We start from the raw sequence: 16,441 nt of genomic DNA, 5'->3' as shown, positions 1-16,441 counted from the left end.
TATACAACAAAATAACAGAAAATTCAGTTTATAAATAGGTGAAAACTTGAGAAATTTGTAATATTTTAATCTTTCTTATATAGCTTATAAGATTTCTCTAACCCAACATTATATTTCGTATTATTATTTGTCCAATCTTCTCCTAAATTTCCAGGCCATCCCGATGTATTGGCAACATATTTTAAAAGAGCTAATTCTGTTAATCCTTTGTTTACTCCACGTTTATAGGAACTCACCATATGTGAGATTGCTATTGTCGCATTCGTTTTCGCATCTGTTAAATTTTCTTCTGATAGTTGCGCAGGTGCTAATCCACCTCGGTGTAACTGAAATAATCCAAAAGATGTTCCGTTATCACCTACTACTTTTCGGTTAAATTTCGTTTCATGATTAGCAATTGTAAGTGGAATCCATTCTGGTATACCGTACTGCTTCGAGATTTCAGTAATTATTAATTTATTATTTTCAATTTCCTTTTGTTTTTCATATTTCATATAAGCTGCATAACATAAAAGCGTTAAAGTACAAATTACTACTATATATTTTAATAATTGTTTCATAGATTCATCTCCTATATCGGTTATGTTTAATTCTGTATACTTTTAATATAAAATGTTCATGTGACATCTATTTGACAGAATAAAATTTTTAAAAATAAAAAGGGCTTACGAAAGTTATCTGAATTGTCCCCCTAATCGTGGACACTCAAAAAAATGGCTCCGGTACAATATAGGCCACTGAAAAAGTCCACTTCATAAGAAAAAGGAGTTCATCACCTACTATATACAGGTAATGGACTCCTTTTTCTTTTCATCATATTGATAAAATGCGTGTTATTTTTTCAAAGCAAACACTTTTTCAGTGCCTTCGTACAATACCGGAACCATTTTTTAAGTGCTTAATTTCTAAAGGTCTTTTTATAGGGTGCAGTTCATTTTTTGATTGGTTTTTCTGTAATTACAGACTTTTTTATCAGTGTTTAAAATGTGTTATAAACTTGTTCACAGGTTGCGGCTGTTGGTTGAAAAAAACAGTGCTTTTTATAACGTCCTACAAAGGGCTGATTATACCATTGTTGAGGACAATCGCCTGGTGGCCTAAAATACCATAAACTAAATTTCCCAGGCCAGTACCTCTCTCCATTGATAACTCGACGAGCTAAACGTTTTTCACTTTCTCTTGCTCTTTGATAGAAATATCCATGCGTAACAGCTTCAAATGCATGTTCTTGGAAAATCATTTGTCTAATGGTACGAAGGTTTTTAAAGTCAGAACAATTTGCTCTTAGTCGGTTAATTCCTACATTTCCGACGAGTAACATACCCTGAGTTCCTTCTCCTTCGGCTTCTGCTCTGAGTAATCTTGCTAAAAGTGCAATATCTGCATCTGTAGCGTTAACAACTCCCATGACTCCACCTCCATTATATTTTTCTCTTTATAGTATTGTTTATTGATCAGGATAATGACTTGTTTAATATAGGTTGTTTTCTAAATTAATTTATATTAGACATAGCATCCTCTTCAAATTATAGTATGTTTAACTTTCGTAAGTTCTTTTCTATATACATATAAAATTGTATTTCATTTTTTATAATAGAGACACCATACTCAAAACCATGTCGTTCTAAAATACTCTTTACAATGGCTAATCCTAATCCAGTTCCTGATATTTCTTTATTACGTGAAGCTTCTAATACATAAAATGGTTCCCAAATTTTTTCAATATCTTGACTTACTTCAGGATTAATTCCATTTTGAATACTAAAATATACATAATCTTTTCTCTCTTCCAATACAATCTTGATATTTTGATTTGTTGTATATTTGATTGCATTTGAAATTAAATTATTAAATACCATTTTCATTTTATCCAAATCCGCATAAACAACAGGTTCTTCCATTCTAAAATCCATTTGTAAATGTATATTTTTAGCACGAAATTCAATTTCATACTTATCAATAACGCTTTGAATAAGCTGCACTACCTGAAATTCTTCCTTCTGTAATACATCTCTTTCCAATTTCGAAAATCGTAACAACTCTTCTATTAAATTTGTGATTTGATCTGTTTGTTTAATAATCGTATCTACATAAGTCCCATCATCAAGACCATCTTTAATTCCCATAGAATATGCCTTTACTAAAGCTATAGGTGTTTTTAATTCATGGGTAATATCCCCCATAAATCGCTTCAAATGTTCATTTCTATTCGTTAAGTCTTGATGAGCTTCATGTAATTTATCACTCATAATATTAATACTATTAGCTAAATCACCAATTTCATCATTTGTTTTTACATTTGTTCTCTTAAAATCAAGATGAGAAATATCTTCTGCAACATCGCTTAATTCTTTCAACGGTGTTGTAATCGTTTTTGATAATATCCAAACAAGTACAATGACAAGAAATATTGAAAAACCAAAAATATATATATTAAATGTATTAAGTGTCTCAATTAGTTCATTCGAGTGAGCAATAGATACTCCCACTAAGATTAACATTTCATTTTTTGAAATAAATTTCGCAAAAAAACTCGCTTTTAGCTTCTCTTGATCATATAATTTATTTGCTTGTCCAGAACTCTTTACTTTTATTACTTCTTCTTTTGTAATCCAAAGTTTATTCAATGTCACTCTCTTTTTTATAAGCCCAGAGCGTAACGATTCATTAATTTCATCTTCTGTATTTTTTATTGGCGTGTAAACAATTGTTACGTTATTCTCATTCTCGATTTGATTTATAGTATCTGTTAATTGTTCAACAGGCAAAGACTGAATTTGATTTGTAATTGTATTTAACTTTTCCCGCGTTTTATATATATTATATTTCGGTAAAAAATAGTTCATCAATAATAATGAAATAGTAAATATAAGAATGATTGTTAACGATATACTGACAAAGAGCTTTTTACCAAGCTTATTCACGTTCATCCTCCAGACTGTAACCTAAACCACGATGCGTTTTTATAATATCCTCACCTATTTTTTTCCGCAACCTTCTAACATGTGTATCCACTGTCCGCTCATCTCCAAAATAATCAAATCCCCATACGATATCTAGTAACTTTTTACGTGTTAATATTGTACCTTTATGATTTAAAAAACATTTAATTAATTCTAACTCTGTTTTTGTAATTTCTAATTCTTTATCACTTTTATATACTTTATTCTTTATCAAATCTATTTTTAGATTTTGAACTTGTATGACTTCATCTTGATTCAGTAGTTTTTTAGCTCTTGTAAGTAAAATCCCTGGATGAAATGGCTTTTTCACATATTCATCCGCCCCGCTTTGTAAGGCCGCAAGTTCATCTTCATTTTCACTTTTAGCAGTAAGCATCAATACTTTCACACTCGAGTTCTTTTTTATTTCCTGGCATACAGTGATCCCATTCCTTTTTGGCATCATCCAGTCTAAAATTGCTAAATCAATTTTTACTTCATAAAATATTTCAAGTGCTTCTTCTCCATCCTTTGCTAAAAGAACTTGGAAGCCTTCCTTTTCAAAATAAGCTTTTAAAATTTTAAGCATATCCTGCTCATCATCTACGATTAATACTCTCACTCGTACCTTCCTCCATTAACGATCTATATGTGCCTTATAAATTGTAATCATTTTCATAACAAAGTAACATAAATTTCTTATTTTACTTTGTTATGGTACAACATTTTTGTTACATGAATATGACAAAAAATATTTATAGGATTTGAGGGAATAGTAAATATGAGGTGTTGTTCCATGTTTAAAAAAATAGGATTCATTTTTCTGTTTTCATTTTTATTATCAACAACTGTTCTCGCAGAAACAAATAAACAAATTGAAGTGTTTGATTGTCAAAAGGAAATGGTTATACAAAAACAGTCTCTAGACATAGAAATTCAAAAAGAAGCAATACAATATGCAAAATCAATTACCGGAGCATTTAAAAATCTAAACGTTGTCCCTAAAACTGGCCATATGATAAAAATCCCGTTGTCTAAACCTGTAGTCATTACAAATCAATGGATACATACAACAATAGATGAAGTTCTTGTACTCCTTCCACTTAACGAAAAACCCTATATCATGATTTTTGATGACGAAAACAATCCACATTTTTATTATGTGCAAGGTCATCCTGAACATTTATTGAGGCATTTAAAGGTAAAATCATAATTACTTATAAAAAAGAAAGATTCCATAAAGCATCGTCTACGGAATCTTTTTTTATAATTTCACATAATGGGTTGATCCTTTATGTTCTTCACTTTTCAGAAATCCATTTGAAGTATAAAATTGACTAGCTCGTTCTGTGTCTGTATACAGAACGACAATTTGAAAGTGCTCTTTCGCATCAGATAGTATCCTCTTTAATAATAAGTTTCCTAGCCCTTTCCTTCGATATGCTTTCGACATATAAAACCTTCGTAACCGTCCAATTGTTTCATTTCTCGTATACGGATCTTTATTTAAGCCACCAATTCCAATTATCAAATTTGTCTATTAAAATTTGTGCACACGAAGCGGCATTGACCTTCCCAATACCACAGCGAGTGACAATAATCTCTTTATCCATAAATATTCCTTTATAAAAAGGCATTCTTGCAATTGTATATTCCTCATAAATATCTAATTTTTCTAAAAGTAAGTCTATTTCGATTTGCATTGCTCCAATAATACCGATTTTTTTCATTGGTCGTCTACCTCTTCTCGATTATATATGAAGTTTCTATTATAAAAAGTTAATGGACACTTTTTCTGACTCTCTCTGCCATAACTGATACTAGAAATTTTGGAAGTATCAACTGTCGTTTTATTCTTTTAGGTTGTGTTACTAACCTATATAACCATTCTGTACCAGAATCCCTCATTAGTTTTGGAGCTCGTTTTACCGTGCCGGATAAAATATCAATCATACCTCCAATACCAATAGATAGAGGGACTTTTAATTTTTGAAGATTTTCATAGATGAACACCTCTTGCTTAGGCGATCCTAATCCTACCAATAGCAAGTGTGGCTCGAATTGTTGAATTCGAACTTTGACTTCTTCTATCTGCTCATTTTCCACAAAGCCATGCTGTCCTTCGAAAACCGCATGTGGAAAACGTATTTTCAAATTTCCTAATGCTTTCTCATTACTTTCTGGTGCAGCACCAAAAAGAAACACCCGGTACCCCTCATGATTACAATACTCTATTAAATCATGAGTCAAATCCGCACCGGTAACACGTTCTTTCAATGTTCCTTTTAAAATTTTAGAACCGAGTATCACACCTATTCCATCTGCTGTTATTAAATCCGCGGATAGTAAAATATTTTTGAAACGTACAGATTCAGCTGAAGTTTGTTTAGCAGACATCACAATTTCAGGATTAGCTGTAACAATAAACTTTGGTTTATTTTCCTTTTCAGATAACCAATTTTTTAATATATCTATTACTCTCTTATACTCTAAACTACAAAATGGTATGCCTTTTATATACTGTTGTTCCATTTCTTACATACACTTCCCCTATGTGTTCTCTTATAATAAATGACTTAAACTTCCTCTTGTACAAGCTGTAAATACTCATCAACATCCTTATTTATTTGAAGCAATGCTTTCTTCCAAAATTCATTATCGGCAAGATCGATGTGAAAGTATTGTTTCACCAACTCTTCGACTGGACGCTTTCCTGTCTCACACAAGAATTTTTTATATTTGAAATGAAACTCACCGCCATCTTGTTTTGCAATTTCTAATAATCCTAAACTTAGTAGATAACCAAATGTATATGGATAGTTGTAAAATGGAACATTCGCTGTATAAAATTGACCATATTTCATCCAAACAAAAGGTTGATATTCTGTTAGACAATTTCCATAAGCTGCTTTTTGTGAAAGTATAGATAATCTCTCTAATTCATCCGCACTTAAAGGTCCTTTTTGACTTTCTTCATAAAATGTTTGTTCAAATTGAAATGAAGCTCGAATGGCCATTACATAATTAAAGCTGTTTCTGATTTTCCAACTAAGCAATAATTTTTTCAGTTTTTCACTTTCTGCTATTTTAACTAAGTAATCTACAAGTACCATCTCAAAGAAAATAGATGCTGATTCTGCCATACACATTGGAAGGTAGTCATCTAAAAAAGCAGTAGACTGCTCATTGCTCATTACATAAAAATGCCATGCATGCCCTAATTCATGAGCTAATATTCTTACACTATCAATTGTTCCATCATACCGTAATGAAATTCGAGATTCTCCTTCACTTAAAAAAGGAGCGCAAAATCCACTAGGAGGCTTATTATCTCTTGGCTCAGCATCAACCCACCTATTCGTAATGGCGCGCTGTGCAAATTGTGCTAGTTCTTCATCGATATCCTTTAAGGCCTCATATATATTTTCTACTGCTATTGAAAACGGAATTTGAACCTGATTATTTTCTTCCAATATCATCAAATCATGCCAAGTAAACGTCTCCTTACTTCTTTTATGAAACGCTATAACACTCGATAACTTTTCAAGATTCCCTTCAATAGCATTCCACATTTCCAATAATGCATTTTTAGAAATACCGTTTGCTTGAAGAGATTGTGACAATACCTCCTGTTCTTGTAACAGGTTACTTTTTAAGTTACGCAATCTACCTATTTGATTAAGTACGCTAGCAAATACTGTTTTCTCCTTTTCCAATGCCTCTGTAAGAGAAGAAAATGCCGCTAATCTTTCATGATGAGTTTCACCATTCATCGCAAGATAGTTTGCTTTTCCAAATGATAATATCTCGTTATTATGATGTACTTCTAATCTATTTCGTAATTGTATGTACATGTCTTCCCAAGCTTTTAATTCATTTTCTATAAAGTTGATATTTTGATTTTCGAAGAAGTCACTTTTTTCATGATTCGATTCTTGTAGTAATAAACGAACCTCTGTTTTCAAAGTATTTATTTTTGTGTGAGGTAAAGCAGCTGTAGATTCATCTGCGTGTTCAGCAGAAAGACAATAAAAGTAATACTCTGCCTTTTCAATTCTTTGTATAATTCTTGAGAGGATTACTGAGTCTCTATTTTCTTTATATGTTTCTATTAATTGCTCTATTATCCCTATTTCTGTAGAAAACATAGGGTCTTTTGATTCAGGATATAGCCTTTTCAAATCCCATCTCGTTGGATGATCGATAATTTGATTCATATTATAGCCTCCTGTTTTTACAAATAGTTACAATCTCGCATTCATTAGCTAATTATATATGATTTGGAACAATTTTCATATCTTCAAATATTCCGAATTTTAATCCGTGAATCCACCAATCCTGTGCAAATCAATTATTGTAAAATAAACTCAAAAAGGAGTGATCATAACCACTCCTTTTCCGTTCATAATTTACCGATATGTAAGTTGGCTAACCGTTATTCTGCCATTCTTTAAACATATATAACCTTATTTATTTCCAAATTTCATTCTATTTTATTAAAATAGATACTTATCCCATATATGGGATAATACTAAGTTTCTCTACGCTCCAACTCTCATTTTACACTGTCTTTCTCAATGACTTTACATAATGTACTGTAATTAAAATCATACCAATGGTAAATGCAACTATTGATACCAATAATATAGCAATAGATAATATACCTTGATCAACTAATTCTATAGACTTGAATGGTAAAGACCATATATATCCAAATCCCCACTTTACTTCTGAAAAAAGAAATAAACCGATTAAAGATAGGATTATATTAACAAATGTAAAAGTGATAGATGTTTTAATAAATAAGAATAATAAGAGTTGCACTGTAATAAGTGGAAGTGTCGCAACTACAGAAAGTAAAAATACTTTAATCATGAATAATAAAGGAAATGGATCTGTAAAATCAAAATACATTCCAAATAAATATAAGCTTATTAAAACTATTAAGTGTAGTGCAGAAAATAATAATACACTGGATACAACTTTAGATAAAACAATTTTAAAATTAGTATTTGGAGATAGATGCATTATTTTCCAATTGGTTTTGTTTTCAAACTGACACAGGAAGGCCGTTACCATCCCTGAAATAACAGGAAGAAAAAAACCAACATAGAAGAAAGATGCCAACATCCATACGCCCATCCAATCATTATCCAAACCATGATTATACTCTTTTACTACATATTTAGTATACATAATCATTGAATATATAATCGGAAAAAGTGCTAGGATGAATAATACAATTTGTTGCGGGTGTTTTCTTATTTTTATCCAATCGGAATAAATTAAATTTATCATTTGAGATCTCCTTTGTTAGTTTTTATTATTCATTTTAATAAATAAGATGTATCCAATTCCTAAAATGAGAATGGTAATAGGAATTCCTGCTAGCATGTACCATTTATCATATGACCATAATGTATTAAAAACATCTAGATTATTCACATAATTGATTGGAAAATATAAGATTTGATATGAAATAGGAAACCACCAAAGCTTAGTTGAACTTAATATATCACCGAAAAGATACGAAGCTAGAGCTAGTGCAACGATCACTGATTGATTCGATAAATTAATGGATATAATGAACGCCAAGGCACAAAATGGAATACTAATAAGAAATGGATATAACGTAAAAACAAACACATGCTGCATTGAAACCGCATCCAAAGAAATACCTAAACCTGGAATTAATAACACTGTACAAATCATATGTATTACGGTTGTAATAATAAGAGCAACCATAACAATAAGGAACTTATTTACATACACACTAAATTTCTGTACTGGATACGTAAATGTTCTTTTCCACGTAGAATTTTTATATTCGACATTGTTTACACTAGCTATAATAAACACAATAAAAAAGTTTAAGATGTATTTTAAAAGTTGCAAATTTATGCCGAATATAGTTTCTAATTTAATAGTATGAGAATTACTATAGTAATTTAATCCAGCAAATTCACCTAATGCAAGTATAATAGGTCCTAAGATAACCAAAAACCAAAAATGACTTTTTCTATATTTTATATACTCAGTGGCTAATACATTTCTCATACACTTACAGCACCTTGTTCAACAATATCTAAATATGCTTCCTCTAAATTCTGCTTTTTAGTTTGGAAAGATTGAATAAAAATCTGATTCGTTACTAATAGTTGTTGAATATTATTCAGAGTTTTCTCATCATAATATTCAATACTAAAGATATTATTTTTTACATTGAATGTATAATTGGATTGTTTAAGTAGTTTATCAGTAAGAGTTATATTATTAACACTAACTTCAACAATATTTAATGATTGTTTATTTTTTAAAGAAGATAACGAACCTTGATATTTTATTTCTCCTTGATGAATAATCCCGATATGATCAGCCATTTGTTCAACTTCGCTTAAAATATGACTTGAAAGGATTATAGTAGAATTAAACATTTTTGGAGCTTTTTTTATGAATTCTTTCACTTCATAAACTCCCTGTGGATCTAAGCCATTAGTAGGCTCATCTAATATTAATAATTCAGGGTTATTTATGAAAGCAGCAGCTAATCCTAAACGTTGTTTCATACCAAGAGAATATTTTTTAAAAGCACGGTTTCGATCTTCATATAGTTTAAATAAATTCAAAAGTTCTTTTATATGTTCTTTATCATGAACATTTTTCATTTTAGAAGCAATTAATAAGTTTTCGTATCCAGATAAATGCTCATAAAAGGTTGGAGCTTCAATTAATGAACCTGTTTTAGATAAGATTTCTATTCTATTCTTTTGTATATCCATTCCCAATACTTCTACAGTTCCCTCATCAGCTTCTATTAATCCTAAAATGATTTTAAAAAATGTAGATTTACCAGCTCCATTCGGGCCTAATAATCCAAATATTTCACCCTTTTTTATAGTTAAATCAATCCCTTTTAAAACATGTTTGTCTTTATATTTTTTATGCAGACCTTTAATGTTTAAAACTTGATTATTCACAAAATCAACCACCTATCGTCTGAATTTTCCGTTAATTTTACCTATAAATTTTTCCTTACTATCCATTTTGGATAACCCAGGTAATGCTGATGCAATTAAGCTAGTTACGAAGTTACATGTATTAACTTGAGGTGTAGCCAGAATTGTTTCTGGACACACGTCAGCTGTACTAATTATCTTTTGTTACTTCTTTCATGTAAAACTGTTTGTTTCATCCACTGTAAGACAATTAAAGGCAACATTATTTTATTGAAATTAAATGATACTTGAATTTGTTCTTCTAACTCCCCATGTAAATATAATTTCTTTTGTAGCCCAAGTATACATTCTATAGTTTGCTCTTGTAATTTTTGGTACATAAATATTTTCGAATATTGGATACTTTTGTTTTTATTTATCAAATATCCAATAGCTAAGGGACCTTTTTGTTCACCAATTCCTGATTTAAATTCTTGAATATTAATATCTTTTAAATGAATAAAATAATCATTATTAAAATCAATTGAATAAGCACCAGGTGTAGATATACCATTTATAGCATTCGGTTGGAAAACAAACAGAATAGGTACTAAAGCTGTCAATGTTTGATTGTGAAATACTTCATATAGAATTTGTGCTAACGTATCAATATGGATAAACGGCTTAACTAGACTCATCACTTCTTTTTGGGGTATTTGTTTATTCAATGGATGTTTGTAAACACGATATGGCAATACGTTTGGTTTATTTGAAAAGATTTTTATATGTTGATCGTTCCTCCTACTATGATCCAAATGATAATTTATATTATTTATCATATTTATAGAATTTTTTGTTTCTAGCATCATTTTAACTCCCTCCTTACTGTTTGACTTTCTGTACCTAAAGTATACGTGTTCATTTATGTTAAAAACAATTAGTAAAATTCGATTAAAAAAATTGCAAATTACCACACGATTTAACCTTTTTATTTTACAAATTTTAAAGTATAAAAAGATTTCATCATCTATTTAGATGCCTTAGAGATAGTATTTTAAAAACAAATGTAAACACAAAAAGGAGTGATTATAATCACTCCTTTTTAGTACATCATTTACTGATAAATAAATTAACTAACCGCTCTACCATTCTTTTAACATATATAACCTTATTTATTTCCAAATTCCATTTGCCCATTCAGGATGATCGATAAATGGATTCCGGTTATGTTGATACTTTGTATAAATAATTTCATTACGCTTTCTCTCAATGTCATCAACAGGATCTTGCTCATTCCATTTTAGCAAAACAGATAGTTTTCCCATATATGGATCTTTATTGTTATTCACTCGCTCATTAAGTTCTAAATCTACTTCACCGCTATCCCCTTCATAACGAACAGCCATGTAAAATAACATTCTCGCAATATCGCCTTTTACACTATCACGAGGTTCCCAAGAATCATTATCGTATTTACATTCTGTCGCTTCTGGATGATTCACACCACCGTTATCAAAATCTAAGTTGCCACGTGAGCTATTGACAGATACATCTGTAGCTCTTAAATGATGCAAGTCCGTCCCTGGTCCTGCAGCCGTCCCAAAATCACCGTGCGATTTTGCCCAAACATGTTCTCGGTTCCAATTATCTACTCCTGAACCATTTGTAAATTTCCCTTGCGAACGCCCTGTATATAAAAGGAGCACATTATTTTTATTATTTGGATCTTCATCAGTATCCCTTAGCGCTTCCCAAACCGCACTGTATGATATCTTTGTATGATGATCAATAATGTTATGAAGCTCCTTTTTTAATTCTGAACCCGTTTTCCCCTTCGCGCTATTATAATATGTATCATCATAATTAGTTGCAGTTACCGCTTGATTTACTTTTGAAGATGAAGAAGCTCCTTCACCATATACGGTATCTGTAAATGATAGGGATGAAGAACCTAGAATAAAAAATGAAGAAATAGTAAAAATAGCAAGTTTTGTATTTCGGAACACCATATAAACATATCCCCTTTAAAATTTAATTTTAACTAATGAACGAAAAAATTTCTTTCTAAACACATGAATTAATTTAAAACTACATACACATTTTCTCTCTCTATACGTTAGAAAATTCTATTCAGCCTGTATAAATTTCCAAGCTTTTGGTGTATCTGCTTTCTTTCCTAACACAATCCAGCTCTTTCCATTACCATTTTCTTGATAATTGACTGGATAACCATCTGTATATAAGAAATATTCAGCTGAATTATTCGGATTTGGATACACTTTAAACTGTGCAGTATTTGCTTTTTGTTGCGCAAGATGTACCCAATTTGTCATGTTAGAGTAATTAAGAAATACGTAATTATCATAATTGGATTGCGTCATTTTCAGCAGTACACTTTCTCCTCGATGAAGGATACCATTATTATCTTTGTCAAATACAAACTGAACTGGTGTACCATGCACTTTATTATCATCTACGTGATTAGATAATAGTGCGTAGTCATTCCTTGCATACACTTCAAAGGTCAAACCTCTATTTAGAAACTCACTTGGTGCTACGACGTATTTTTTATTTTCTTGTATTGCTTCTCCCTTAGAGTCTTTCACTATAGTATTTTCTATATCTTCAGCAGCAGTTTTGCCAACAAATGTGTTAAACCATAAATGAATAAATCCCGCTGTATTTCTTTGAGCTTTTTCTAAACTTCTCTGAACAGCTGGCATAACTTCTTCTTGCCAAAGAGCATTGTTTCCCTTATTGTATTGAGATTTAATATTATCATTGGTAATATTCATAATTTCTGCTTTTGCAAGTTTAGCGGTTTCATGTATCCACTGTTTCGGATCATTAGAATCGACTAAATGATATGTTCCCTTGTCATCCTTCACTTCAAATTGTGTCTGGATAGTAGTCACATAATTCTCAAAAGCGCTATGAAACTTTAAGGCACTCATATCGACAGCTGTAAAATTAGCAGCGTGCATTGGCTGAGTAGCATCTGTGAAGTAGTGCGTCGCAACACCTAAATAATAAAAAGCTTGTTTTCGGTCATCCTTCTTAAAGTATTCACCTGCTAATTTAAAATATTTATCTCCTTGCGAGAGAGCTGTTGGTTCTTCTTCCCCTTTATAGTTCTTTCTCGTATCAGGATCATAGAAATGTGATTTCCATCCTCCCCTAATTAGCCCGTCAATGCCAATTGTACCTGTACCTCCATCGTTAAATTCATCAAGGTAATCGGCATCATAAAGACCTCTTTCAAATAACTCCTTATATTCAGGAGTATTTAAAAATTGCAATTCATTTTCTTGAACTGTCTTATCTTGATTACGACTCATAATTTGAATCGCATTTTGTGCAATCCATAAATGTGTACTTTCATTTGAATGATGCGGATGCTCTGCAGACCATCTTTTCACACGTTTGTGTTCTTGATGGTCTTGGTTTTCTTGTTTCATTACTTCTCCTATTCCACAAGCTTGTACTTCTGCTGGGATTACTACAGTACCAGAAGCTATCGCTGTGACAAGAGCCATTGTACATAATTTCTTTTTCATACGATTCTCCTAAATCTTAATTTCATCAATAACGTAAACGATTTCACCTTTAAGCAAAGATACCATTTTACATTATAAATGTAATTTAATAATAACCTATGTATTTCAATTTATTTATGCAATTATACATATTTAATTACTAGCTAAAATAAAGAAACAGTTCACAAGAAAAATCTCTATGTAACAAAATATAAAACAGAAGATTAAAAACGAGAGTACCTATCGTTTTTAATCTTCTGACACGTTAGCTAAGAAACCATTTCATTATTCTACTTAAATAAGCGACAGAACATATTCCTGATAGGAATTCCCCTTGTGTCAATCCTTTATGTATACGAATTTGGCGGATTCTTTCTCCAATTTGCATGTCTGTTCCCCTCTACCTTTAGTGAATCAAATGCTATTCTTAATCTAATACATTTTCGGCTGCTATTTTAAAATATTTTGCAGATCGTTTATATGCACGGCTATCATAAAGATGATTTCCTAGTTCAAGAGCCAACTCTCGAACTAAAGAATATTGCTTTTTTTCTAGCCCTATTTCAATTGCTTTTTCCATATTTCTCTCAAAACTATCATCATTTCCCCTTAGTTTAGATATTTGGGCTTTAAATCCATAGAGTTGAACATGTGCATAAGGTATATCACAAATAGATAGAATATCAAATGCATCATCTATCAGTTTATTAACAGTTTGCCAGTCTTTTCGCTCTATATGAATTTCTATTAAATTCCGTAGTATATACACCTTATCAGCTGTTCGCGGGAGATGGTCACTCAGTTCTAAACTTTTTTCATAATATGGAATCGCATTCGCAAAATCTTTCAAGCCTTGATAGATTTTCCCATAATTATATGCAGTCAAACATACATTCAAAGGATTGTTATTCGTCTTCACTTTATTTTCTGCTTGTTTCAAAGATTCAATAGCTTGTTCTGGTAGTTTATCCTTGTTATATTGCATTGCAAGAAGTATTAACACATATATTTTTTTTGCTCATCATTAAATTTTTCATACAATTTATAGGCTTTTTTGGCATACATGCGACTAATACTTTGATCCTTATCAAGGTTCTGACGTACATGACTTATGTTGTAATATATATGAGCATGTTGCACCGTTTCTTCAGGACCAAGCATATTTTCAATCTTCTTGTAAATTTCATATGCGGTAACATAGTCTCCTTTATTAAAAAAGTATACCCCTCTAGACATTAAATAATATATATAATCTTCCTTATCTTGTGTTTCTATTTGTTCCGGAATCACTTGCGAAGCTTGATCAACAAGTGGTGCTACATATAATAAGTTATGGTTTCGAGCATGATAGTATATGAGAACACCATAAGTCTTTAATAATAAGGGAATTGAGTCTGTATCACGAACATACAGTTCTAACGAAGATAATTCTGTTTCCGTTATCCTTTTATCTTTTTTATACTTATCGCATATTTTAAGAATGCTAGATTCTACTCCCTCATTCTTTCCGTCTATTAGAAAATCCGAATCAAAATTGAGCTTTTGAGAAACCTTTTTTAAAAATGAAGTAGACGGTTTAACTTGTCCATTTTCTATTCTACTTAAATAAGCGATAGAGCATATTCCTGATACAAGTTCCCCTTGTGTCAATCCTTTATGTATACGAATTTGACGGATTCTTTCCCCGATTTTCATGTCTTTTCCCCTCTACTTTTTATCAATGAATCAAATATTTTTCTTAATTTAATGCATTCTCAGCTGCTATTTCGAAATATTTTGCCGATTGTTTATACGCTCGATTATTATAAAGGTACTTTCCTAGCTCAAGAGCAAACTCTCGAACTAAAGAATATTGCCTTTTTTCTAGTCCCATTTCAATTGCTTTTCCCATATTTTTTTCAAAGCTATCATGATTCCCCCGTATTTTGGATATTTGGGCTTTAAATCCATAGAGTTGAACATGTGCGTAAGGTATATCACAAATAGATAGAATATCAAATGCATCATCTATCAGTTTATTAACAGTATGCCAGTCCTTTCGCTCCATATGAATTTCTATTAAATTCCGGAGTATATACACCTTATCAGCTGTTCGCGGGAGATACTCACTCAGTTCTAAACTTTTTTCATAATATGGAATCGCATTCGCATAGTCTTTCAAGCCTTGATAGATTTTCCCGTAATTATACGCAATCAAACATACATTCAAAGGATTGTAATTCGTCTTCGCTTCATTTTCTGCTTGTTTCAAAGATTTCATGGCTTGTTCTGGTAGTTTCCCCCTGTTGTATTGCATCGCAAGACTGATTAACACATGTATTTTTTCTTGTTCTTTATTAAATTTCCCATACAGTTTATAGGCTTTTTTGGCATACATGCGACTAATACTTTGATCTTTATCAAGGCTCATACGTAGTTGACTTATGTTGTAATATATATGAGCATGTTGCACCGTTTCTTCAGGACCAAGCATATTTTCTATCTTCTTGTAAATTTCAAATGCAGTAACATAATCTTCTTTATTAAAAAAATAAAGTCCTTTAGCCATTAGATAATATATATAATCTTCCATATCTTGTGTTTCTATTTGATCCGGAATCACTTGTGACGCTTGATCGACAAGTGACGCTACATATATTAATTTATAGTTTCGAGCATGGTAGTATATGAGAACACCGTAGACCTTTAGTAATAAAGGCATTGAGTCCGTATCACGAACATACAGTTCTAATGAAGATAATTCCGTCTCACTGATACTTTCATCTTGTTTATATTTTTCGCATATTTTAAGAATATTAGATTCGACTCCCTCATTCTGCCCCTCTATTAAAAAAGCACAATCAACATCTAGCTTTTGAGAAACCTTTTTTAAAAAAGAAGAAGACGGTTTAACTTGTCCATTTTCTATTCTACTTAAATAAGCGATAGAGCATATTCCTGATACAAGTTCCCCTTGTGTCAATCCTTTATGTATACGAATTTGACGGATTCTTTCTCCAATTTGCATGTTTCTTCCCCTCTACTTTTT

The 16,441-nt window shown here is 31.3% G+C and carries 14 protein-coding genes and 4 pseudogenes; 1 reads left to right on the top strand and 17 read right to left on the bottom strand.

Features of this window, described 5'->3' with window-relative positions; genetic code table 11:
* Window positions 1-65 precede the first annotated feature (65 nt).
* The 4 genes from MHH45_RS02730 to MHH45_RS02715 form a co-directional block, all read right to left on the bottom strand.
* Window positions 66-560, bottom strand: a complete 495-nt coding sequence (locus MHH45_RS02730) for a transglycosylase SLT domain-containing protein (protein ID WP_016115144.1) — start codon at window positions 558-560, stop codon at window positions 66-68.
* Between the two features lie 419 nt (window positions 561-979).
* Entirely contained in the window at window positions 980-1,408 is a 429-nt protein-coding gene (locus tag MHH45_RS02725) for a cell wall hydrolase (RefSeq protein ID WP_003198028.1), read from the bottom strand.
* Between the two features lie 118 nt (window positions 1,409-1,526).
* A complete protein-coding gene (locus MHH45_RS02720; RefSeq protein ID WP_016115145.1) occupies window positions 1,527-2,924 on the bottom strand; it encodes a sensor histidine kinase in 1,398 nt (465 codons plus the stop codon).
* The gene (locus MHH45_RS02715) at window positions 2,917-3,564 is read right to left on the bottom strand and encodes a response regulator transcription factor (RefSeq protein ID WP_016115146.1); all 648 of its coding nucleotides are present in this window, start codon (window positions 3,562-3,564) and stop codon (window positions 2,917-2,919) included. The genes MHH45_RS02720 and MHH45_RS02715 overlap by 8 nt, the downstream gene beginning before the upstream one ends.
* A 174-nt stretch (window positions 3,565-3,738) precedes the next feature.
* Here MHH45_RS02715 and MHH45_RS02710 point away from each other — a divergent pair, with 174 nt between their 5' ends.
* Window positions 3,739-4,155, top strand: a complete 417-nt coding sequence (locus tag MHH45_RS02710) for a hypothetical protein (RefSeq protein WP_016115147.1) — start codon at window positions 3,739-3,741, stop codon at window positions 4,153-4,155.
* Between the two features lie 51 nt (window positions 4,156-4,206).
* Here MHH45_RS02710 and MHH45_RS02705 read toward each other — a convergent pair.
* The 13 genes and pseudogenes from MHH45_RS02705 to MHH45_RS02650 all read right to left on the bottom strand — a co-directional run.
* Window positions 4,207-4,470 (bottom strand): annotated as a pseudogene (locus tag MHH45_RS02705) (GNAT family N-acetyltransferase); the annotation flags it as partial.
* A pseudogene (locus tag MHH45_RS02700) lies at window positions 4,469-4,672 on the bottom strand (phosphorylase family protein); the annotation flags it as partial. The pseudogenes MHH45_RS02700 and MHH45_RS02705, both read right to left, overlap by 2 nt.
* 49 nt (window positions 4,673-4,721) lie before the next feature.
* The gene (locus tag MHH45_RS02695) at window positions 4,722-5,474 is read right to left on the bottom strand and encodes a WecB/TagA/CpsF family glycosyltransferase (protein ID WP_088094108.1); all 753 of its coding nucleotides are present in this window, start codon (window positions 5,472-5,474) and stop codon (window positions 4,722-4,724) included.
* A gap of 44 nt (window positions 5,475-5,518) precedes the next feature.
* Window positions 5,519-7,159, bottom strand: coding sequence for a M3 family metallopeptidase (locus tag MHH45_RS02690; protein WP_016115151.1), 1,641 nt, complete (start codon window positions 7,157-7,159; stop codon window positions 5,519-5,521).
* A 343-nt stretch (window positions 7,160-7,502) separates the two neighbouring features.
* Entirely contained in the window at window positions 7,503-8,240 is a 738-nt protein-coding gene (locus MHH45_RS02685; RefSeq protein WP_016115152.1) for an ABC transporter permease, read from the bottom strand.
* Window positions 8,241-8,255: 15 nt separating this feature from the next.
* A complete protein-coding gene (locus MHH45_RS02680) occupies window positions 8,256-8,999 on the bottom strand; it encodes an ABC transporter permease (protein ID WP_016115153.1) in 744 nt (247 codons plus the stop codon).
* Window positions 8,996-9,919, bottom strand: coding sequence for an ABC transporter ATP-binding protein (locus tag MHH45_RS02675; protein ID WP_016115154.1), 924 nt, complete (start codon window positions 9,917-9,919; stop codon window positions 8,996-8,998). Before MHH45_RS02675 ends, MHH45_RS02680 begins: the two co-directional genes overlap by 4 nt.
* Window positions 9,920-10,092: 173 nt before the next feature.
* Window positions 10,093-10,743, bottom strand: coding sequence for a hypothetical protein (locus MHH45_RS02670; protein WP_033671901.1), 651 nt, complete (start codon window positions 10,741-10,743; stop codon window positions 10,093-10,095).
* A 306-nt stretch (window positions 10,744-11,049) separates the two neighbouring features.
* Entirely contained in the window at window positions 11,050-11,886 is an 837-nt protein-coding gene (locus MHH45_RS02665) for an endonuclease I family protein (RefSeq protein ID WP_016115156.1), read from the bottom strand.
* A 117-nt stretch (window positions 11,887-12,003) separates the two neighbouring features.
* Window positions 12,004-13,434, bottom strand: a complete 1,431-nt coding sequence (locus MHH45_RS02660; protein WP_016115157.1) for a zinc dependent phospholipase C family protein — start codon at window positions 13,432-13,434, stop codon at window positions 12,004-12,006.
* A 265-nt stretch (window positions 13,435-13,699) separates the two neighbouring features.
* Window positions 13,700-13,801: pseudogene (locus tag MHH45_RS27980) on the bottom strand (helix-turn-helix domain-containing protein); the annotation flags it as partial.
* Window positions 13,802-13,840: 39 nt separating this feature from the next.
* Window positions 13,841-15,108: pseudogene (locus MHH45_RS02655) on the bottom strand (helix-turn-helix domain-containing protein).
* A gap of 43 nt (window positions 15,109-15,151) precedes the next feature.
* Window positions 15,152-16,420, bottom strand: coding sequence for a helix-turn-helix domain-containing protein (locus tag MHH45_RS02650; protein WP_088094109.1), 1,269 nt, complete (start codon window positions 16,418-16,420; stop codon window positions 15,152-15,154).
* Window positions 16,421-16,441 lie beyond the last annotated feature (21 nt).

The organism is Bacillus sp. FSL K6-0042 (assembly GCF_038006685.1).
Taxonomy (GTDB): Bacteria; Bacillota; Bacilli; order Bacillales; family Bacillaceae_G; genus Bacillus_A; species Bacillus_A pseudomycoides.
Note: the sequence above shows the minus strand (reverse complement) of the source record. Positions and strands in the feature narration are given on the sequence as shown.

What these genes read in the sequence shown, in the direction of transcription:
- MHH45_RS02730 (WP_016115144.1), bottom strand. Translation starts at nt 560, where the DNA reads ATGAAACAATTATTAAAATATATAGTAGTAATTTGTACTTTAACGCTT.
- MHH45_RS02725 (WP_003198028.1), bottom strand. Translation starts at nt 1,408, where the DNA reads ATGGGAGTTGTTAACGCTACAGATGCAGATATTGCACTTTTAGCAAGA.
- MHH45_RS02710 (WP_016115147.1), top strand. Translation starts at nt 3,739, where the DNA reads ATGTTTAAAAAAATAGGATTCATTTTTCTGTTTTCATTTTTATTATCA.
- MHH45_RS02695 (WP_088094108.1), bottom strand. Translation starts at nt 5,474, where the DNA reads ATGGAACAACAGTATATAAAAGGCATACCATTTTGTAGTTTAGAGTAT.
- MHH45_RS02690 (WP_016115151.1), bottom strand. Translation starts at nt 7,159, where the DNA reads ATGAATCAAATTATCGATCATCCAACGAGATGGGATTTGAAAAGGCTA.
- MHH45_RS02685 (WP_016115152.1), bottom strand. Translation starts at nt 8,240, where the DNA reads ATGATAAATTTAATTTATTCCGATTGGATAAAAATAAGAAAACACCCG.
- MHH45_RS02680 (WP_016115153.1), bottom strand. Translation starts at nt 8,999, where the DNA reads ATGAGAAATGTATTAGCCACTGAGTATATAAAATATAGAAAAAGTCAT.
- MHH45_RS02670 (WP_033671901.1), bottom strand. Translation starts at nt 10,743, where the DNA reads ATGCTAGAAACAAAAAATTCTATAAATATGATAAATAATATAAATTAT.
- MHH45_RS02665 (WP_016115156.1), bottom strand. Translation starts at nt 11,886, where the DNA reads ATGGTGTTCCGAAATACAAAACTTGCTATTTTTACTATTTCTTCATTT.
- MHH45_RS02660 (WP_016115157.1), bottom strand. Translation starts at nt 13,434, where the DNA reads ATGAAAAAGAAATTATGTACAATGGCTCTTGTCACAGCGATAGCTTCT.
- MHH45_RS02650 (WP_088094109.1), bottom strand. Translation starts at nt 16,420, where the DNA reads ATGCAAATTGGAGAAAGAATCCGTCAAATTCGTATACATAAAGGATTG.